Annotated in this window: 19 protein-coding genes; 5 read left to right on the plus strand and 14 right to left on the minus strand. The window is 74.6% G+C overall.

Annotated elements, in window-relative coordinates; all coding sequences use genetic code 11:
* Nucleotides 1-343 precede the first annotated feature (343 nt).
* Complete coding sequence (locus tag ACI79V_RS10980) at nt 344-1285, plus strand: sugar phosphate isomerase/epimerase family protein (RefSeq protein WP_456889131.1); 942 nt, start codon at nt 344-346, stop codon at nt 1283-1285.
* Between the two features lie 216 nt (nt 1286-1501).
* On the opposite strand, the gene ACI79V_RS10985 is transcribed toward ACI79V_RS10980, so the two are convergent.
* From ACI79V_RS10985 to ACI79V_RS11020, 8 genes are all read right to left on the minus strand, one after another.
* Nucleotides 1502-2761, minus strand: a complete 1260-nt coding sequence (locus tag ACI79V_RS10985; protein ID WP_456889132.1) for a DUF2272 domain-containing protein — start codon at nt 2759-2761, stop codon at nt 1502-1504.
* A gap of 15 nt (nt 2762-2776) precedes the next feature.
* Nucleotides 2777-3925 (minus strand): hypothetical protein, encoded by a 1149-nt coding sequence (locus ACI79V_RS10990; RefSeq protein ID WP_456889134.1) that lies wholly within the window; start codon nt 3923-3925, stop codon nt 2777-2779.
* Nucleotides 3925-5412 carry a hypothetical protein gene (locus ACI79V_RS10995; RefSeq protein ID WP_456889136.1) on the minus strand — a complete coding sequence of 496 codons (1488 nt, stop codon included), beginning with the start codon at nt 5410-5412 and terminating at the stop codon, nt 3925-3927. Before ACI79V_RS10995 ends, ACI79V_RS10990 begins: the two co-directional genes overlap by 1 nt.
* Complete coding sequence (locus ACI79V_RS11000) at nt 5409-5909, minus strand: hypothetical protein (protein WP_456889138.1); 501 nt, start codon at nt 5907-5909, stop codon at nt 5409-5411. The genes ACI79V_RS10995 and ACI79V_RS11000 overlap by 4 nt, the downstream gene beginning before the upstream one ends.
* A 5-nt stretch (nt 5910-5914) precedes the next feature.
* Nucleotides 5915-7237: a hypothetical protein gene (locus tag ACI79V_RS11005; RefSeq protein WP_456889140.1), complete on the minus strand. Its 1323-nt coding sequence runs from the start codon at nt 7235-7237 to the stop codon at nt 5915-5917.
* Between the two features lie 36 nt (nt 7238-7273).
* Nucleotides 7274-7888, minus strand: coding sequence for a hypothetical protein (locus tag ACI79V_RS11010; RefSeq protein ID WP_456889144.1), 615 nt, complete (start codon nt 7886-7888; stop codon nt 7274-7276).
* 21 nt (nt 7889-7909) lie between these two features.
* Complete coding sequence (locus ACI79V_RS11015; protein WP_456889146.1) at nt 7910-8878, minus strand: hypothetical protein; 969 nt, start codon at nt 8876-8878, stop codon at nt 7910-7912.
* A gap of 65 nt (nt 8879-8943) precedes the next feature.
* Complete coding sequence (locus tag ACI79V_RS11020; RefSeq protein WP_456889150.1) at nt 8944-9441, minus strand: response regulator transcription factor; 498 nt, start codon at nt 9439-9441, stop codon at nt 8944-8946.
* Between the two features lie 428 nt (nt 9442-9869).
* Between ACI79V_RS11020 and ACI79V_RS11025 the strand changes: the two genes are divergently transcribed.
* Both ACI79V_RS11025 and ACI79V_RS11030 read left to right on the plus strand, forming a co-directional pair.
* Nucleotides 9870-10781, plus strand: a complete 912-nt coding sequence (locus ACI79V_RS11025; protein ID WP_456889154.1) for a YhjD/YihY/BrkB family envelope integrity protein — start codon at nt 9870-9872, stop codon at nt 10779-10781.
* Between the two features lie 20 nt (nt 10782-10801).
* On the plus strand, nt 10802-11086 hold the full coding sequence (locus ACI79V_RS11030; RefSeq protein ID WP_456889156.1) for a lipopolysaccharide assembly protein LapA domain-containing protein: 285 nt from the start codon (nt 10802-10804) through the stop codon (nt 11084-11086).
* Between the two features lie 70 nt (nt 11087-11156).
* Here ACI79V_RS11030 and ACI79V_RS11035 read toward each other — a convergent pair whose 3' ends face one another.
* The 3 genes from ACI79V_RS11035 to ACI79V_RS11045 are packed head-to-tail and all read right to left on the minus strand — an operon-like array spanning nt 11157 to nt 12894.
* Nucleotides 11157-11657 carry a DUF4396 domain-containing protein gene (locus tag ACI79V_RS11035; RefSeq protein WP_456889158.1) on the minus strand — a complete coding sequence of 167 codons (501 nt, stop codon included), beginning with the start codon at nt 11655-11657 and terminating at the stop codon, nt 11157-11159.
* Nucleotides 11658-11704: 47 nt separating this feature from the next.
* Nucleotides 11705-11917: a hypothetical protein gene (locus tag ACI79V_RS11040; protein WP_456889161.1), complete on the minus strand. Its 213-nt coding sequence runs from the start codon at nt 11915-11917 to the stop codon at nt 11705-11707.
* Nucleotides 11914-12894 carry a CPBP family intramembrane glutamic endopeptidase gene (locus ACI79V_RS11045; protein ID WP_456889163.1) on the minus strand — a complete coding sequence of 327 codons (981 nt, stop codon included), beginning with the start codon at nt 12892-12894 and terminating at the stop codon, nt 11914-11916. The genes ACI79V_RS11040 and ACI79V_RS11045 overlap by 4 nt, the downstream gene beginning before the upstream one ends.
* 162 nt (nt 12895-13056) lie before the next feature.
* Here ACI79V_RS11045 and ACI79V_RS11050 point away from each other — a divergent pair, with 162 nt between their 5' ends.
* Nucleotides 13057-13785 carry a response regulator transcription factor gene (locus tag ACI79V_RS11050; protein WP_456889166.1) on the plus strand — a complete coding sequence of 243 codons (729 nt, stop codon included), beginning with the start codon at nt 13057-13059 and terminating at the stop codon, nt 13783-13785.
* Nucleotides 13786-13859: 74 nt separating this feature from the next.
* Nucleotides 13860-14963, plus strand: a complete 1104-nt coding sequence (locus tag ACI79V_RS11055) for a sensor histidine kinase (protein WP_456889169.1) — start codon at nt 13860-13862, stop codon at nt 14961-14963.
* A gap of 10 nt (nt 14964-14973) precedes the next feature.
* Here ACI79V_RS11055 and ACI79V_RS11060 read toward each other — a convergent pair whose 3' ends face one another.
* The 3 genes from ACI79V_RS11060 to ACI79V_RS11070 all read right to left on the minus strand — a co-directional run bounded on the left by ACI79V_RS11060 (nt 14974) and on the right by ACI79V_RS11070 (nt 19580).
* The gene (locus tag ACI79V_RS11060) at nt 14974-15975 is read right to left on the minus strand and encodes a sigma-70 family RNA polymerase sigma factor (protein ID WP_456889170.1); all 1002 of its coding nucleotides are present in this window, start codon (nt 15973-15975) and stop codon (nt 14974-14976) included.
* 122 nt (nt 15976-16097) lie between these two features.
* Nucleotides 16098-17870 carry a bifunctional metallophosphatase/5'-nucleotidase gene (locus ACI79V_RS11065; RefSeq protein WP_456889172.1) on the minus strand — a complete coding sequence of 591 codons (1773 nt, stop codon included), beginning with the start codon at nt 17868-17870 and terminating at the stop codon, nt 16098-16100.
* Nucleotides 17871-17963: 93 nt separating this feature from the next.
* On the minus strand, nt 17964-19580 hold the full coding sequence (locus ACI79V_RS11070) for a hypothetical protein (RefSeq protein WP_456889174.1): 1617 nt from the start codon (nt 19578-19580) through the stop codon (nt 17964-17966).
* Between the last annotated feature and the right edge of the window lie 220 nt (nt 19581-19800).

Raw genomic sequence — 19800 nt, forward strand, 5'->3', positions numbered from 1 at the left:
TGCCCTTGCCGGCAGGCGTCGGCGTACGGGCGCGCTCGGTGTCGTGGTGCTCGACCCGGTCGCGCGCGGGCACCTCGTGCAGGTGGACACCGGACAGTCCTCGCCCGATGCGGGCCGCGTGGTCCAGCACGACCGATGGAGCCGCCGGGGGCGGTCGCCGCACCAGTCAGGCGCCTGGAGGTCTTGCGCCCTGCCTTGGGCGAACTTCTGCTTTGCGAGGCGCTTAAGTCCCGCTACGTTGTGAGGCACCGCACACAGTCGACGCAGAGCAACCACCCCGGGACCTGAGGTGACCGCTCCTGCGGCGATGACGTGCACCCACGTGACGAGCCAAGGGAGCTCCATGAACTTGACGACCGGCCTGCGGGCCGTCCTCGTTGCCGCCCTGTCGGCGCTGGTGTTCGTCGGCCTCGCCGGCACGGCGAGCGCCGCCCCGCCCGCCCAGGCCCAGGGTGCCTCCGACTGCGCCGGCCGCGGCGTGCCGCTCAGCAAGATCTCGATCCAGCTGTACACCTTCGCCGATCACATCGGCTTCGGTGCCGACGCCGACACGCAGGCACGCCACGAGGACGTCCTGCGCTCCCTCGCGGAGATGGGCTACCGCAACGTCGAGCCGTTCACGCTGAGCGGCTGGACCGCCGAGGAGTACGCGGCCGTCCTGGACGAGTACGGCCTCAAGGCGTCGGCCCGCCACGTCGAGGTCGGCACGCACACCGACCCCGCGGACATCGGGCAGATCCTCGAGGAGAACCGCGTCCTCGGCATCAAGTACTTCGGCTCCGGCAGCAGCGCCGGGGCTCCGTGGACCCAACCGCTGCCGACCGAGGCCGACTGGGTCGCCTACGCCGAGTACCTGGACGCCGTCGGCGAGCAGGCGCGCAAGGCCGGTCAGACCCTGATGATCCACAACCACGACTTCGAGTTCACGACCGCCTTCGGCGACCGCACCGCCTTCGACATCCTGATGCAGCACACCCAGGCGAAGAACGTCGTCTCGCAGCTCGACCTCTACTGGGTGTCCTACGCCGGGCTCGATCCGGTCGATGTGATCGAGGAGTACGGCAACCGGATCCAGCTGTTCCACGTCAAGGACATGCGGGCGGGCGACCGGCGGATCGAGATCGTCGGCCGCGGCACCATCGAGTTCCCGTCGATCTTCGCCGCTGCCGGTGGCAGCACCCGCTACTTCGTCGTCGAGCACGACCCGCGCTTCGACGACCTGACGTTCGACCCCTTCGAGGCCGCGCGGGTGGGCCTCGAGTACCTCACCTGCACGACCTACTGAGGGAGTAGCGCCCCGTTGGGGACGGTCCCGGTTCGCCGGGGCCGTCCCCTCGCGCGTGCCGGGGGAGGCGCGGCCCGGTGCACCCGTCACGGACCACTCCCTCGGTCGTGGACCGTCAGTCCGGCCGGTGCCGCCTCGGCCATCCGCGCTACCGCCGTGGCGAGCAACGACACGACACGTCGAGCAGGTCCCTGACGGGTGGCGCCGAAGGGGCGGCTATGCCGGCCGGGCCACGGCTCGGCTCCCCGAACTGCTGATGACGGCGAAGTAGCGCCGTTGGTTGCCGTCGGTCTGCAGCCGCCCGTCGGGGCGCGTGCGGACCCACTTGTGTCCGACGGTCTGCGACACGTTGCCCCCGATGGTGCACACCCGCCCCGGCCGGACGGCGGTGACGATGTCGCAGTGCGTGGCCCGGATCGTGGCGTCACCGATGTTGTCGTAGGTGGCGCCGCTGTTGCTCCGTTCGGCGCAGACGAGGTCGCCGACCTGCGGCGCGATCTCGGTGACCCGGTACGCCCAGAACGGGTTGCCGGCGTTGCGGTCGAGCCGGTTGCGCCGAGCAGCGCGGATGTAGGTCTGGTGCGCCCGGGAGTAGGCGAAGTGCCCTCCGGCACCGGCGGTCCGCATGACGTAGGAGACGAACACGGCGCTCCACGGGTTGCCCTGCTGATGGGCGGCGCGCGCCAGCTGGGCCAGGGGGACCTCCATGCCGACCCCGGTCCGGTAGTACTCCTGCAGGATCGGCCCGGCCGCCCGGTCGGTCTCCACCAGCGCCGGACCCCCTCCGGGTCGCCAGCGGGCGTGTTCCGCCTCGGCGACGCGCGCGATGGCCACCGCCAATGACCCCGCCGCCGGTCTGGGCGCCGGGGCCGGCCCGACGCCTCGACGAGCCAGTGCGCCGGCCAGCGCGGCCCTCGTCCCCGACCCCACGACGCCGTCGACGACGAGGCCGGCCGATGCCTGGAAGTCGCGCACCGCACGTTCGGTGGCGGGGCCGAACACGCCGTCGGCGGTCAGCGGCGTGCCGAGGGTGGTCAGCGCCCTCTGCAGCGCCACGACGCCGGGACCGCGGGACCCGCGACGGAGCGGTGCGTCCCCGAACGCGAACGCGGCGATCTCGACGGTGTTGCCGCCCCCGGCCTCGCTGAGCGCCTCCACGAGCGCGAGCCCCGTGTCGACCGGTAACGCTCCCGTTCCTCTGCCCGGCTCGGCCTCCTCGGCCCGGTCGGTGGACGCGATGTCGACGTACGGAGACCGTCCGCCGTAGAACCAGCGCGTCCCCACCCGCCGCCGAGCCAGCCGGCCGTCCGCACGACGGGTCAGCCGGGCGAGGTGGTAGTGCGGCCGCGGCTGGGGATCGTGGACGACGGTCCACCCCGGCCCGAGGGCCCGCGCCCGGCGCACCGCCCGGGTCCGAGCCTGGGACTCGGCGGCGTACCAGTGGTCCCGCCGCCCCGGCAGCGTCTGCTGGTGCACGGTGCTCCTCCCCCGTCACCCGAGTGCCAGGTCGCGACGCCGGCCGGATCGCACCGGGGCCACCGGGCGCGGCCGGCGATCCTGCGCCGGCAGGGCGGTGACCTGCGGCGCCGCCCGGTCGGTGACCACACCGATCGCCTGGGCGCTGGTCAGCCACTCCTCCGAGTCCTCGGCGACCTGCAGCAGCAGCGCCTCGAACTCCGTGCGGCCGCTCTGCAGCACGTGCGGCTGGGCCAGCCAGCGCAGGATCTCCCGGCCGGTGACCGCCATCCGCTGCCGCGGCGAGGTCATCAGGGGCTCGTGGAAGTAGCGCGTCAGGACCTCCTCCACGACGTCCCACGCGTTGTCGGCCCCGAAGACGCGCTTGACGTCGTCGGCGTCGAGGATGCGGAAGGCCTCCTCGAGCAGCTGCATGACCTCGACGCGGAGCACGTTGATGTTGCCGTAGGACACGAACTTCAGGTTGTTGCGCAGGTCGAGGCCGGCCCGCCGGACGACGGCGATGCTGCCGAACGTCGGGTCGTTGGCGCGGTCGCGGATCACGTCCGAGATGCGCTTGTCCCGCCAGTACTGGGCGACGTGCCGGTTGAACAGCGTGAACAGCGGGTGGAACTCCCGGTTCGGGCGGGCGTCGCCCTGCGGCGTCCTCACCCCGTAGCCGAACGCCCGCCGGTACGCGGCGGCCCGCTCGTACCGGGTCCCGCGCAGGACCTCCCGCCGGTCGAACTGGTACAGCCCGTAGGCGCCCGGTCCCGACGACAGCCGGACGGCGCCGTTGCGGAACAGCTCCCGCAGCTTGCGGACGACGCGGAACACCCCGACGCGCTCGTGCTGGTAGATGTAGTAGAGGTCGCCGATCGCGATGATCCGCTCGGACGTGACCGTCTCGTCGTAGTGCTCGACCCCCTGGGGGATGCGCGTCTGACCGAACTGCCGCGCGGCCTCCGGGCCGAGTCCGACCAGCTGGGCCAGGCCGCTGTCCGGCGGGATCGGCGCGGCCTTGTCGGCCTCCTCCGCCTGACGCACGTAGTCGTCGATCTGGTCGACGAGGGCGTCGGCCAGCCGCGGGGTCTCGAGCAGGTCGACACCCAGCTGGTCGATCGCGTCCTGACGCAGCTGGGCGAACCGGTCGAGGAGAGCCTGGTACTGCGCTTCGGTCGCCATCAGAAGACCTGCCTCACGCTAGAGGCTGTATAGGGCGTGGTCTCGGCCGCTCGTGGATCGAAGGTGATGACGTGCGGTCCCTCGGTCCCGACGACACCCGAATAGTCCTTACGAGGGCCCTGCTCGGGGTACTCGGTCACGCCGCCGTCGGACTCCAGGCGGTGGACCTTGTACTGGACTGCCCCCATGGGCAGGTCCAGGCGCTTTGACCGGTAGAGGCCGTCCGCGCCCCGGTACATCCGGATCTGTCCCCGCCAGTTGCCCATCCGCGCTCCACCTCCCTTGATCACGTACGTCGGGGGGAGCTTCGTGTCCGGTGTCGCCTGGGAGGACGCGAGGACCACCTCGTGGAGGTGACGACACAGTGACCGCAGTGCCTCCTGGACACGCACCGAGTGGATTCCCAGGTCGCCGTCCTGGTCGCCCTCGTCGTCGATGGCCTGGTCCACGAGGTCACGCAGCTCGAGTGCAGCCGGGAGCAGCGCCCTCGGGATCGCCAGGCGGCCACCACCGCGGATGAGGTGCGGGCCCTCCTGCGTGGCGAGGTCCACGGCCCAGTCCAGCAGGTCCTCGAGGATGATGCTGCCGCCGGAGATGGGGATCCGGAACGTCCGGCGCTCGTCGACGTCGATGAGCACCGCATCGAGCGCCGCGCGCAGCTCGTCGACCGAGCCGGCCACGACGGACAGCTGGCGCTCGAGCCGAACCAGCTGGAGTCCCAGGAAGGGGTTGTCGTCCCCTCCCCCGAAGAAGCGCTTGTCCCGGTCCCAGCTCGTCCGCAGGGACACGAGGTCGTCGACGATGATGCGGAAGCTGGTCAACTGCTGTTCCTCTGCGGCGTTGTTGACCCGGTCGTCCGAGCCGGCCTGCCGCAGGCCCAGTTCCTCTCGGAGCTCCCCCAGCCGGCCCTCCACGAGGTCGGGATCGGTGACCGCCGTGCTCTCGTAGCCGAGGAGGACCCGCCAGAGCTGGTCCACGCGCGGTACGCGGGGCCCGCCCAACCGGCCGAGCTCCTCCACCAGCTCGCGGAACTCGGTCTCGATGACGCTCTTCAACGCGGCGCAGACCTCGTCGTCCGTGGTCTCGAGGAGGGGAGCGAGGTCTCGCAGGAGGCCGACGGAACGACTCAGTGACTCCGTGGCCCGGACGTGGAGGCTCGCCTGCGCGCCCACGACCCCGCCCTCCAGCTCGCTGTGGAAGCTGGCGATGCCGGGCTTGTGGCGATAGAGCACCCGCCCGTGTTTCTCGTACGGCTCGAAGGCCTGCTCCAGCGCGGACAGGACACCGTCGATGCGGGTGGGCCGGCGCCGCCAGCCCAGGACGTTGCCGATCACGCGGTCGACGGAGTCCTGGAGGTCGCCGGTTCCGCCCTCCTCCCGCTCGCGGGCAGGCGCCGTGGCGGTCGTCTGCACCGGGTAGGCCAGGAACTGGCGCAGGGCATCGGCCAGCTCCTTGTCCCCTCTCCCGTTCCCGGCTGGGTAGTTCATCCCGTCCTCCCCGGCGTGTGTACGTAGACCGGCCCCACCGGGGCGCGGTCAGCGAGCTCCTGCCAGCACCGGCACTGCGCCTCCTGGACCGCGGCGACCCGCGGCCGGCAGCGGTCGATCCCCTGCCGGACCACCCGCACCCAGGCCGGCCACGCACCCCCGCGGTGCCGCAGCGCGGCGACCGGTTCCAGGGCGTCGTAGGAGACGAGGTCGTCCCGGAAGCGGTCGGCGAGCACGGTCAGCGCCGTCTGCGCCGCCGCCAGCTGGCGCTGGGCGCCGACCAGGTCGAGCCGCTCCGCGGCCTCGGACGCGAGCAGCGTGCTGTAGTACGCCTCCTCGGCGCGCCCGTCGAGGTCGTCCACGGCCCGCCCGAGCCGGTCCACGACCGACAGGTCCGCCGGCGCGTCCTCGCCCAGCGTCAACCCGAGCGAGCGGAGCTCGGCGCGGAGCTGCCGGCAGCCCTCGGTGAGCTCGGCGAGCGCGGTCGGGACACTCATCGCGCTCACCGCCGGGCGAGGTCGCGGTAGAAGTGGCGGGTGACGACCTCGGGCGGGGCCAGCCGCCGGTCGAAGGCCAGCCGGGCGGCCCCGATGAGGAACCGCTCCGGGAGGATGCCCGGGTCGATCCCCCGGGCCAGGCGCCCCGCGGCCTCCTCGATCATCTGCTGCTCCTTGGGGGCGAAGCGGATCACCTGGGCCAGCGACCGGCGGCCGAGGGCCTCGTACGGCCGGAAGCACATGGTGTCGACGACGAGGCGCACGGCGTCGTCGGCCGACTCCAGCAGCGCCTGCGGGAACGGCGCCGCACGCCGGCCGTAGGTGCGCCGCCACGCCCGCCGCGAGCCCTCGGCCTCCTCGGGGAAACCCATCCGCGTCAGCAGCTCGGCGCTGATGAACAGCCGCAGGTACGGCGTCGGGTGCACCGCCGTCGGGTTGTAGGTCCAGACGCTGACCGGGCCGCGGGCCAGGATGTCCATCAGCGAGGCGACGACGGCGGGACCGCCCAGGAGCAGGCCGCACAGGTCGGCGAAGGTCTCCCGGTTCCACCGACGCCACACCCGGGCGACCTCGGGCTGGTGCCCCGCCTCGACCAGCCGGCGCTCGAGGGTCTCCGGGACCACCCGGGCGAGGCCGAGCTCGTTCTGCAGGTTGTGGCTGACCTCGTGGAGGACCGCGCCCAGCGTCCAGGGGTTCACCAGCCGGTGGTAGGGCAGCTGGATCTGCGGGAAGGGGTTGCGCTGGAACCCCAGCCGCCGCAGCCGGACGTCCCGCCGGAAGGTGGCCGGGGTGGGTCCGGCCTCCATGCAGCACATCGGCGCCGGCTGCGGGACCGACCGGGCGGTGCCCAGGCCCAGGAAGGCGTCCTGGTAGCAGTCGAGCGCGATCCGGTCGCAGCCGAGCAGCCACTCGCCGAACCGGCCCTGCCGCTGGCCGAAGAACGCCATGTAGAAGTCCCAGACCCGCTCCACCGCCCGCACGTGCTCGTGCGCGACCTCCCCGGCCGCGACCAGCCGCCGCAGCCGCTCCGGGGTCGGGTCGGCCTGCGCCCGCGAGGCGAGGGCCGCGACCCGCCGGTTGAGCGTCAGCAGCGGCTCGCGCAGCCGGGTGATTAGCGCGTTGACCGCCTCCACGTGCCCCTGGGTGGGTGCGGCGTGCCCGGTGCCGAACTCCTCACGGGTGAACGGGCGCAGCGCCAGCGCGTGGCGTTCGAGGTTGCGGGCCTGCGCGCTGGTCCACCGGCCGAGGACCGCGGGCGGCCGCGGCGGCGACGGGCGGGGGTCGCTCCCCCGCCCGCGGTGCGTCGCCGCTGCGGCTGGCGCGCTCATGACCACGCTCCTCGACTGGACCCGGCCGGGTGCGTCTCAGCACCGGCACCAGCGCTGCCCGTTGACGACGATCGACCGGCGCGGGACACCGGGCGGGCGACCCGGTCCCCCGCCGTTGGCCTGCGCGGCGCGCCGGCGGGCCTCCGCGAGCCACGCCTGGTCCGCCCGGCGGGCCCGCTGGATCACCCGGCGGCGCCGGTCGGGGTGCCGCAGCGCCTGGGAGGCGTGGTGGGCGAACCGGCGGCTCACCAGGTCCAGGGACACCGGGGCGCCGCGCGAGTACCGCCCCGCGACATCGGCCGTGGTGCGGCGGACGACGTGCGGCAGCGCCTGGACGTAGGGCTTGGCCGCCGGGCTGTTCCACAGCTGCCGGCCCAGCTGCACCGCCCGCTTGGTCAGCTCCGGGACCCAGCGGGCCGCCGCGGGGGCGAGCCGGGCCGCCAGCGCCGGCAGCGCGCCGAGGAAGGCCTCGGCCTCCGACTCGGACTCCGTCTGCGCCGCCATGGCCGCCAGGTGCTCCATGAGCCGGATCTCGGCGGCCGGTGACGTCCCCGCCTCGTACTCCTGGTCGCCGAAGAGCTCGTCCTCGGGGTCGCCGTAGGGCTCGAGCTCGCCGGCGGCCGGGAGGAGGTCCTCCATCGTGATCGACATCGCCGCGTCTCCTCGGGGTCGTCAGCCGGTCAGCGCGCCGCGGCGCGCACGAGGGGGCTGGGTCATCCGGCGGACGGCCCGCTGGTTGCGCTGCGCGGCGCGGGCGGCCACCGTCGGCTGGGTCAGCGCCCGCCGGGTCTGCGTCTGGACGACGCGGCCGACGGTGCTCCGGGTCACCGGCTGCCCGCGCCGGGCACGGCGCACCAGCGGCCGGACGGTCGCGCGGGTCACCGCCGTCGGCAGGATCGTGACGATCGGCTGGGTCCCCTGCCGCCGCCGCGCCATGCGGGTGAGGATGCTGTTGACCTGCACCAGCTTGGGCACGATGTCGGGGACCAGCCGCTGCAGCACGGCCTGCTCGCGCGGCGTGATCATCATGACCGTCGCGGCCCCGATCAGCGCCTCCGCCTCGTGGGTCGACGGCGTCCGGGCGGCCGCCGCGGCCATCGTCTGGGCGATCGCCTCGTTCTTCGTCATGGGCGCGGCCGGGGACTCGTCCTCGTACTCCAGCTCGTACTCCAGCTCGTCCTCGTACTCGCCCTCGTACTCACCCTCGCGGCGACGGACCCGCCTGCGGCGGCGGCCGAACAGGCCGCTGATGGCGCTCATGGCGCCGGGCAGGAACTTGGCGGCCAGGGGCAGGGCCTTGGCGGCGAGGGGCGCCGCCGCGGCCAGGAGCGGGAGGAACTGCTCGTCCTCGTACTCCTGCTGGACCGCCGGGAGCCCGCCGAGGACCTCGTCCTCGTACTCGTCCTCGTACTCGTCCTCGAGCTCCCCGTCGCCGCCCAGGCCGAGCGCGCCGCCGATGCCCTTGAGCAGTCCGCCGAGGAACTCCTCGCCCTCGTCCTCGAACTCGTCCTCGTACTCGCCGAGCGGGCTCTCCGTCGACGGCTCGCCGAACATCTCGTCCTCGAACTCGTCCTCGGGCTCGCCCGCCAGTTCCGGATCGAGCGCCTCGAACCCGACCGCGCCGTCCTGCGAAACGCTCATGAGGCCCTCCCTCATCGTGCATTCCTGGCCGCCCGAGACTAAGGAGGACGCCTTTGCCGGCCCATTCACACGTTCCCGGGTCGCACGTCCCCACGTCGCTCGGACGGGGGACGCCGGCCGCCGTCGGCGAGGAGGCGGGCGACCATGGCGGCCCGGGAGTTCACCTCGAGCTTGGAGAACACGCGGCGCAGGTGGGTCCCGACCGTCCACTCGCTGATGTCGAGGACCGACGCGATCATGCGGTTGGTGCACCCGCGGGCCACCATGCGGACGATCTCCTCCTCGCGGGGGCTGAGCGACACCCCGCCGGGCTCCGCGGGACCGTGGTCCACCACGACCTGGCAGGTCAGGCCGTCGACGTCGAAGCGGACCAGGATCTCCCCGCCCGCGCCGGACCGCTGGCGCAGGAGCGCGCGGACGGCGCGGCGCAGCTCGCCCACGGCCGCGGCGGTCGGGTCGTCGTCCTCGGGGAGGGGTCCTGGTACGACCGCCGCGGACGGCCCGACGTCGGCAGGGGCGAGCGGGGGCTCCGGTGTCCGGCTGGCTGCTGCGGTCGCTCGCACCCCGGCCTCCGCTCGGCTCGCTCCGGTCGGACGGCGCCGACGGTATCCCGCGGGGTAATGCGACCTCGTGTCACACGTCTTCGGGACCCGCCCGTTCTCGTGGGCCCGCGGCGACCATTCCGGCTCGATTTCCAGGCACGCACGAAATGGATCGCGCCGCCATTCCCGGGCAGGTCGGGAACCGGCCCCGGCCGACAGCGCGACGGTCCGCCCGGCGAGGATGCACCGCCGCCGTCACCGGAGCGTCACCACCGCGTCACCGCTCCCGCGCTCCCTGGCGGGACCGTCCGCCGGATCATGCGGCCGGGACGATGCGCCGGCCTCGCGGCAGTGGTCAGGGTCGACCGGTGACGCACTGGGAGCCGCCCGTCGTCCCGCGGTGCCTCGTCCCGACCCGCTCCCTGCCCGCCGCGCGGGGGTGAGCCGGCGTGGTCGTCCGCGGGTCCGGGGCGGTCCTCCGGCGGCTGGAGACGACGTTCACCGGCCGCTGCGTCACCGCCTTCCTGGAGCAGCGCGGCGTCGACCGGGCCATGGCCGTCTCCGCCCAGTCCTTCACCGCGCTGATCCCGCTGCTCCTGCTGGCGTCCCTGTTGGCCCCGGGGGACGACGGTTCCCTGGTCGCCGACGGGGTGATCGAGCGGTTCCGGCTGAGCGGTGCGGCCGCCGAGGACGTGCGACAGGTGTTCGCGGTGGCCGGCGACGCCGGCACCGGCGCGCTGAGCGTCGTCCTGCTCGTGTTCTCCGGCGTCTCGCTGGCCCGCCGGCTGCAGCGGCTGTACGAGCAGGCCTGGCGCCTCCCGGCACGCGCCGGCCTCCGCGCGTCGGTCGACGCGCTGCTGGGCATCGCGGCCCTGGTCCTGACGATCCTGCTGCTGTCGTTCCTGCACGGGGTGGCGGCTCCCGGAGCCGTCCCCCGGGTGCTGGGCTGGACCGGCCACGTGCTGGCGGGCTGCCTGCTGTGGGCCGCGATCCCCTGGCTGCTGCTCGGCGGCCGCCTCCCGTGGCGCCGGCTGCTGCCCACGGGCGTCCTGGCGGCCGTCTGCTCGGCCGCCTACGCACTGGCCACGGCGGTCTACATGCCGCTGCTCATGGAGTCCTACAGCCGCAGGTACGGCCTCTTCGGCGTGACCCTCGCGCTGGTGGGCTGGCTGCTCTGCGTCGCGGTCATCATCGTGGTCACGACGATCGTCGGGGCCGAGCTCGACCGCGCACCCGAACCCTGGGCCCGGCGGCTCCGAGCCGCGCTCGGACCGGCGACGGACCCGGCCGGTGGTCCCGGACCGGGGCGCCCGGCCTCGTCCTCCGAGGAGGATGCCGCCCGAGCCCGACCCGGGGTCTGATGGCGCCGAGGAGGGACGTCATGGCCCGACAGGCGGAGATCAGCAGCCCGGACGGTACGCGTCGCGACGGTGCACGTCTCAGCGGCGCGACCATCGCCGCCCTGGCGGGCGGCGGGCTGCTGGTCGCCTTCATGGTGCAGAACCGCGACGACGTGACGGTGCGGTTCCTCTTCTGGAGCTCTACCTGGCCGCTGTGGCTGCTCGTGCTCGTGAGCGCGGTGCTCGGCGGGGTCGTGTGGATCGGGGTGGGCGTCCTCCGGCGCCACCGCCGCCGGAAGGCGCGGCGGGCAGCCCGGGCCGACTGAGGCGCAGCCAGCCGGCAGGAGGAGCGATCGCCGTCCCCGGGCGGTCCCCACCGCGTCGCCGCTCCCGCGCTCAGTGGTGGACGTGGGACGCGTGGACGACGGCGTGCCCGCGGCCGCGGCTCATCATCCAGCGGTTGATCGGCAGGGTGACGACGAACGCCACAGCGAGGGCGGCGGCCAGCGAGAGCCAGAAGAACGCCGAGGTCAGGCCGGCCTCCATCGCACCCGGGACGCTGACCAGGACGCCGTTGTCGACCAGCTCCATCACCGCGATCGAGACGGTGTCGGCGGCCAGCGCTACCCGCAGCGCCCGGCGGAACGGCAGGCCGGCCAGCAGCACCCCGCGCATCGTCAGCGCGTAGCCGAAGACGAACGCCAGCGCGACCGCCAGGACGACGGTCGCCGCGGTGGACCACCCCAGCAACGTGCCGATGACCACGCCGAGCACCTCGCCGATGGCGCAGCCGGTGAGGCAGTGCAGCGTCGCCTGCACCGCCGCGGCCCAGGGGACCCGGCCCGGAGCAGGCGGCGTCTGGTGGGTGCCGTTCTCGTGCGCCGTGTGCGTCGTCATCTCGGCCTCCTCCGTCGACGTCGCCCGTTGTATACCCCACGGGGGTATTAGTCAACGCCCTCCTCCACGACGTCGGCGAGCGCGTCCACGGCGTCTGCCCACGACCCCACCAGGTCGGCGGCGTCACGCAGCCGGTCATCCTGCGCCCGCCGTTCCCGGATGCCGTCGCCGGCGGGAGCCGCCGGCACGGTCATCAGGGCCGCGCGAGCCGCGGCGGCGGCCTCCTCCAGCGCCCGGACGGCATCGGCGCGGTCCCTCACCGTCGGGCTCCCGCCGTGAGCGGGGCCCGGACCGCGGCCGGCTCGGCGGGCAGGCCCAGCCGGCCCCGGGTGCGCCACACCAGCACGGCCGCGACGACCGCCATCGGGACGATCAGGTCCACCTCGCTCAGCAGCACGTGGGCGTAGACGTCGGTGTCGACGAACCCGCCCAGGCGCACCGAGTCGTTGGACAGCCCGTGCATGACGACAGCCAGCGGGACGCTGATCCCGACGCGGTTGCAGAAGTACGCCATGACCAGGCTGAGCAGCACGAACTTCACGGTCAGCACCGCGAACAGGCCCGCGAAGCCACCCGGCCCGTAGAGCAGCGCCAGGTCGAACTTCACCGGCACGTGCCACGCCGACCACAGCACCCCGAGCACCACGGAGGCGGCCACCCGCGCGTACCGGGCCTGCAGCAGCGGCAGCGCGAACCCCCGCCAGGCGCTCTCCTCGAACACCGCACCGGCGTCGAGGAACATCGCCACCAGGAACGCCGCGGCGAACGACAGCGACAGCGACGGCGGCGAGTGGACGAACCCGGCGTCGCGCAGCGTCAGCCAGTGCAGTCCCGCCGAGGCCAGGTTCATCGCCGAGAACACCACGACCGTCACCACCCAGACCCGCAGCCCGCGCCGCCGTCCCACCTCACGCGACCACGGCCGCCAGCGGCGCCGCACGGCCAGCAGGCCGGCCGAGCCGAAGCCGAGGCCGGCGACGACGAGCAGGGCGAGGTCCGGCGCGGCGACCTGGGCGATCGCCAGCCCGACCGCGCCTGCCGCGTAGGGGGCCTCCACCACCAGCCGCACGGCGGTCACCAGGTCGGTGTTGAACCCGATGCCCGACTCCTCGAGCGCCCGGTCCGCCGTCGCCTGCGCGCCGTTGAGCAGGAACGCGGCGATCAGCGCCACCTCCAGCAGCACCGCCACCGTCCACAGCGACGCCACCGGGTGCCGCCGGAAGACCCGTCGCACCACCCGGTCCTCCCCTCGCCTCGGCCCGCCGCGACCGCTCCGCGGCAGGGACGGGAGGAAGCGTGGGGACGGCGCGTCGAGGCCGGTCGAAGACCGTGTCAAGGCCCGGTGAAGACGGCCGTCGCGGACCTCCGGCGGGCCTGGCCGGTCGCTACGGTCGCTGCCGTGAGCGTCCCCGCGACCGCCCCGCCGGCCGGGCCGGAACCCCTGGTGCTCGTCGTCGAGGACGAGCCGCAGATCGCCGAGGTCCTCGAGGCCTACCTGCACCGCGACGGGTACCGCACCGCCCGCGCCGCCGACGGGGTCAGCGCCGTGGAACGCCACCGGGGCCTGCGCCCGGACCTGGTCCTGCTCGACGTGCGGCTGCCCGGCCTCGACGGCTTCGAGGTGCTCCGCCGCATCCGCGCGTCGGCACCCACCCCGGTGATCATGGTGACCGCGAGGGACGAGGACGTCGACAAGCTGCTCGGGCTGCACATGGGCGCCGACGACTACGTGCTCAAGCCGTTCAGCCCGCCCGAGGTCGTCGCCCGGGTGCGGGCCGTCCTCCGCCGGGCCGCACCGGGCCCGCGACCGCCGCGGGTGCTGCGGGTGGGCCCGCTGGAGGTCGACCCCGCCGCGCTGACCGCCACCGTCGGCGGCCGGCCGCTGCCGCTCACGCTGAGCGAGTACCGGCTGCTGGAGCACCTGGCCCGGTCCGCGGGCCGGGTCCTCACCCGCGCGCAGCTGCTCGACGCCGCCCTGCCGGGGTCGGCCGCGCTCGACCGCGTCGTCGACGCGCACCTGTCCAACCTGCGCCGCAAGCTGGCCGCCGCGGGCGAGGACCGGCTGCTGGAGACGGTGCGCGGCGCGGGCTACCGGCTGCGCCGCGCACCCGCGCCGCCACCGCCGTGAACCCGGACGACGCGGCCTCCCCGGGACCCCGACGCCGGCTCCGGTGGCCGCGGCGCAGCATCGCCGTGCGGCTGATGACGGCCATGGCGGCCGTCGCGGCGTTCACCGCGCTGCTCGCCCTGCCGGTGACGCTGGTCTACTTCGAGCGGCGGCTGCCGCCGGAGACCGCCGACCTCGTCGAGGCCCAGATCCGCGGCAGCGACTTCGACGGCGCGGCCGAGCTGGCCCTGCTCACCGCCCTCACCGCGGGGCTCGGGGCACTGCTCGGCCTGCTCGTCGCCCGGCGGCTGGCCCGCCCGCTGCAGGCGGTCTCCGCCGCGGCCCGCCGGGTCGCCGCCGGTGACCTCTCCGCCCGGGCCGGGCCCCTGCTGCCCGCGGGCGGCCGGCGACGGTGGCGGCCCCGGGCGGCCCCGGCGGACGCCCGCGACGAGGCTGCCCGGCTGGTCGGCGACTTCGACGGCATGGCCGCCGCACTCGAGCGGCTGGACACCGAGCGGCGGGTCACCGCGGCCGCGGTCGCCCACGAGCTGCGCACCCCGCTGACCATCCTGCAGGGCCGCCTGGAGGCGGTGCGGGACGGCGTGCTGCCCCTCGACGCCGCGGGCCTCGCCGGACTGGTGCAGCAGACCCGCACCCTCGCCCGGCTCGTCGAGGACCTCAAGACCCTCAGCCTGGCCGACGCCGGTCAGCTCTCCCTGCGGCGGCGTCCGGTCGACCTCGCCGCGCTCGCCGCCACCGTGCTCGCCGGCTTCCGCGCCCGCGCCGTCGACGCCGGGATCGGACTGCACCTGGACCCGCCCCGGGACGGGACCGGGGCCCTCGAGGTCGCCGCGGACCCCGAGCGGCTCACCCAGGTGCTCGGCAACCTCCTCGACAACGCGCTGCGCCACACCCCGGCGGGCGGCCGGGTCGACGTCGGGCTCGACCGGCGCGACGGCGAGGTCCGCCTCACCGTCCGGGACACCGGGGCGGGCCTGACTCCCGAGGACGCGGCGCACGTCTTCGACCGCTTCTGGCGGGCCGGTCCGTCCCGGTCACGGGACACGGGCGGGACCGGTCAGGGGCTCGCCGTCGTCCGGGTCCTGGTCGAGGCGCACGGCGGCCGGGTGCGGGCACGGGGCCAGCCCACCGGCGGCGCCGAGTTCGACGTCCGCCTCCCGGCCGATCCGGGGCGGTGACCGCCGGCCGTCAGGCCCGTGCCGCGTCCAGCTCCTCGGCGGCGGGCAGGCCGAGCCGGGCGAACAGGTCGTTGTCGAGGTCGAGGAAGCTCGTGATGTGCCGGATCCGGTCGCCCTCGATCTCCAGCACGTGCAGGGCCCACGGGGCGTGGCCACCCTCGGCGGTCGGCCGGTACTGGGCCACCGCCGGGCTGCCGTTGGCCTCCGTCTGCACGAACCGCGAGTTCCGGCAGCCGCTGCCGGGGCCCAGCATCCAGGTGCCGATGTCGGCGGCGCTGCCCAGCCACATCTCGAACGGCGGCATGTGCTGGGTGGCGTCCTCGTGCAGCAGCGCGACGAAGGCGTCGATGTCGTAGCGCTCGAAGGCGTCGAGGTAGCGGGCGAGCAGGTCGCGGTGGTCGGCGTCGAGCGGCCGTTCCTCGGGGGTGCCGCCCATCGCGGCCAGCGTGGCCCGGGCCCGCTGCAGCGCGCTGTTGACCGAGGCGACCGTGTTGTCGAGCAGGTCGGCCACCTCGTCGGCCCGCCAGCGCAGCACGTCGCGCAGCAGCAGCACGGCGCGCTGCCGCGGCGGCAGGTGCTGCAGCGCGGCGACGAACGCCAGCCGCACCGACTCCCGGGCCACCGCGCGCTCGGCCGGGTCGCCGTCCTCGGGCAGGACCTGCCGGTCGAGCACCGGCTCCACCCAGGCCTCGGCCGGCCGCTTGGCCGCCAGCGACGCCTCCACCGGCGACCACGACTGCCCGGAGAGGTCCATCGGCAGGGCCCGGCGCCGGCGGCCGGCGAGCTGGTCGAGGCAGACGTTGGTGGCGATCCGGTAGAGCCAGGACCGCAGCGAGGAGCGGCCCTCGAAGTCGGCCAGGCTCTTCCACGCGCGGACCAGCGTCTCCTGCACCGCGTCGTCGGCGTCGAAGCTCGACCCGAGCATCCGGTAGCAGTACCCCGTCAGCTCGCGCCGGTGCTCGAGCAACCGCGGGTCGATCTCACCGGACACCCCGCTCAGCACGCTGGTCACCCCGGACCACCCTCCTCGTTCGGCATCCCCGTCGACTGGGGCGACAGTCCACCACGCGGGACCGACGGAACGGGAGACCCGCGAGGACCGCTCCCCGCCCGGGTGGGCGGGGAGCGTCCTGCTCACGGCAGCAGCGGCTGGCCGTCGCGCACGAGGCGCCAGTTGTCGACGGCGAAGTCCGCCGGGTCGATGACGCCGCGCTCCTGCGCCCAGTCGATGAGCAGCTGGCGGATCTCCTGCTGCTCGTCGTAGATGAGCGGCGCGGCCGCGATGCCGGGGAAGTTCCCCCCGCCGGAGCGGCGGTAGTTGTTCACCGCCACGACGAACCGGTCGCCGTCGGCAACCGCGACACCGTCGACCTCGAGCCGGGTGACCCGCTGCCCGACCGGCTTGGACACGTCGAGGTCGTAGTCGACGCCGGACAGGACGTCGTAGTTGTAGTCCGGCGTGCTCCCGGCACCGGTGATGGTCTCCGGGTCGACGTCACCGGTGGCCGGCACCTGGGCGAAGTACTTCGCCGAGAACTCGAGGTACGCGCGCACCTCGGCGCCGGTCAGCTCCACCGCCTGCAGGGTGTTGTCGTAGACGTAGAGCCCGGCGATGTCCCGGATCGTCACGTCCCCCTGCGGGAAGACCGCGTCGCGGCTGAACGGCGCGGCGATCGACAGCACCGGCAGGTCGGCCTGCGGCGTGCCCTCGAGCGCGACGTCGACGGTCTCGGTCTGCACCTGCTGGATGAAGTCGAGGATCGCCGTGTCCTCGTACCGGCTGGTCGCCGCCGAGAGCTCCTCGGTGGACCGGGCCACCACCTGGTTGACGTAGTCGACCGTCGTCCGGTGCGCCTCGTCGGTCACGGCGAGGACGTCGGGGTCCTCGGGGACGCCCTTGGTGCGCAGCGCCGCCGCGGTGACGCCGGTGACGTCCCACTGCCCGCGGGTCTTGGCCAGCGAGACGTCGACCCGGCTGACGGTGGCACCCCAGCGGTAGGGCTGGGTGAGCACCACGTCGTCGCCGGTCACCTCGTTCTCGACGACCTGCGAGGGCACGTCACGGTGCGAGTGGCCGACCACCATCGCGTCGATCCCGGGCACCGTGCGCGCGATGACGTCGCTGGGGTTCTCGGTCGGCGCGGCGTCGGGCCCGTAGGACGACGTCCCGCCGACGCCGGCGTGCGACAGGACCACGACGACGTCGGCCTGCCGGTCGACGATCGGCACCCAGCGCCGCGCCGCCTCGACCATGTCCTGGAACTCGACCCGGCCCTCGACGTTGCCGCGGTCCCAGATCGCCGAGCCCGGCGTGGTCAGGCCCAGGATGCCCACGGTGACCGGCTTGTGCCCGGGCACCTCCATCTTCTGGAGGGTGTAGGGCGGCAGGTACGGCTCACCGGTCACGGCGTCGACCACGTTAGCGCCGAGCACCGGGTGGTCGACGTCGCCGGCGTAGGCCTGGAGCAGGTCCAGGCCGTAGTTGAACTCGTGGTTGCCGACGACCTGGGCGTCGTAGCCGATCGCGTCGTAGGCGGCGGCCATCGGGTGCTCGGCGCCGGTCTCGGTGACCGGCTCCTGCCGCGCGTAGTAGTAGCTCAGCGGCGTGCCCTGCAGGAAGTCGCCGTTGTCGACGACGAGCACGCTCTCCTCGCCCTGCTCGGCGCGCACCCGGTCGACGACCGTGCCGACCCGCGCCAGGCCGGTGGCGTCGCCGGAGCGCTCGGTGTAGGCCGCGTTCTTGAAGTAGTCCCAGTCCTGCACCCGGCCGTGCAGGTCGGTGGTGGCCAGCAGGGTGATGTCGAGCTCGTCGGACGGGCCGGGCGGCGCCGCCGCCGCGGGCGTCGCCGCCCCGGCGGTCACGGCGAGCACGGCCGCGCTCACGGCCCAGTACCTGCGTCGTGGCATGTGGATGTCGTCCCCCTCGCGGTGCCGCCCGGCGGTCGCGGGCGCCGGGGGACGGTAACCCGTGACGGAGGGTTCCGCCACGTACCCGGCGCGTTACTGGTAGCTGATCAGCTGCGGGCGCGGCGAGACCTGCGCGATGGTCTCCTCGGGGGTGAGCATCGGCGCGTCCTCGTCGTAGAAGTTCTTCCAGCCCCACGCCAGCCCCTCGGGACCGACGCCCTGCAGCACCCGCCAGGTGTCCTGCTTGCTGCCCTGGGGCCCCTGCCCGTCGGCGTGCACCATGACGGCCACCTCGTCGCGGGACAGGTCGACCTGCTCGCGGCCGGGGATCATGTCCACCCGGAACTGGTGCAGGACCAGCAGCTTCTGCGGCAGCCGGTTCTCGCGGGTGAGGTCGGCCAGCCAGGTGACCACCCGGTTGACCTCCTCGATGGAGACCGAGCCGATCTGGGTCAGGTGCACCTGGTTCGGGGCCAGCCGCCACTCCGGGTCCAGCGCCAGGCCGACGTGGGGCAGCTCCAGCAGCGGCCGGTACAGCTCGGCCTGGGTGACGAAGTCGGTGCGCCCGGGCTGCAGGTCGAGCACCACGTAGAGGCCCGCGGCGCCGGCCGCCTCCACCCACGGCCGCAGCTGCTCCAGCGGCGCCTCGTAGGAGTAGTCGTTGCCCTCGGTCGGGAACTCCGAGGCGACGGTGGCGATGATCTCGAAGGCGGGGACGACGGTCGCGTCCGGCACCAGCGGCTCGTAGGGCGCGGCGTGGTCGCGGGCGCGCTGGACCGCCGCGTCGACGTCCTGCTCCCCCAGCACGCCGAGCGCGCCGGTGCCGGGGTGGCCGTAGAGGGCGACCAGGAAGTGCTCGGGGAACAGCACCTGCCCGCCAGCGGGCAGCTGGGTGCCCGTGGCGGCGGTCTCGAGCTTCCAGTCCAGCCCGTCCTCGGCGCCGAAGCCGGCGCCCAGCGCGACGACGGTGTCCGCGCCCGACACCGCCTCGACGACGTCGCCCGAGGCCCGCGGGTCGGTCCGGCCGTCGGTGACCTGCACCTGCGCGCCGGCGGCCCGGGCGGTGGCCACGCCGGCCAGCGCCGCGGGGTCGCCGTCGGCCAGGACGACGGTGCCCTGGAGCGGCTCGGCGCGCTCGACCTCGGGCAGCTCGCCCGACGCCTCGCCCTCGCCCGGGTCGCCGGCGTCCTCGGGCTGCAGCGCGGCGGGCGCGTCGGGGTCGAGGGCGGCCACGGCGGCCACCTCGCCGCCGTCCGGCACGGGATCGGCGCCGGCGAGATCGAGGCCGGTGGCCGCGGCGACGGCGTCGGCGGTCGCCGGGGCGGAGACCACCTCGGCGTCCCCGGGCGCGGTGTCGGCGCCCACCGCGAGGACGGTGCCCGCGCCGAGCCGGTCGATCTCGGCGGCGACCGCGTCGTCGGCGGAGCCCTCGCCCTCGGGGTCGAGCAGCAGCGGCACGCCCAGGCCGACGGCGGCCGAGGCGCCCAGCAGCGTGGCGGCGGCGTCGCCGTCCGGGGCGACCACGACGACGCCGGACTGCTCGAACAGCGCCCGGCTGGTGCTCACCGCCGCGGCGGCGGGCTCGCCGTCGGCGACCACGGTCAGCTTCTCGCCGGGAGCCGCGGTGGCGGCCTGCGCCGGTCCGCCGTCGCCCCCGCCCTCGTCGGCGGCCGACGAGGTGCACCCGGCGACCAGCAGGACAGCGCTCACGGCGAGGGGGGCGGCCCGATGGCGCACGCGGCACCTCCGTCCGCCGGGCACCCGGTCACGGGAGGACGTGACGACGGCGGCGCACCCGGCTCGCCCGACAGTAACGAGGTCCTGGACACCGCCCGCGCGCGCCGGGAGCATCGGCGGCCGACATGGACGGTGCAGCAGCGGGTGTCGGGCCAGCCCGACAGCGGATCGACCGGGTGACGGGATCGGCCGG

The organism is Geodermatophilus sp. SYSU D00700 (assembly GCF_054050255.1).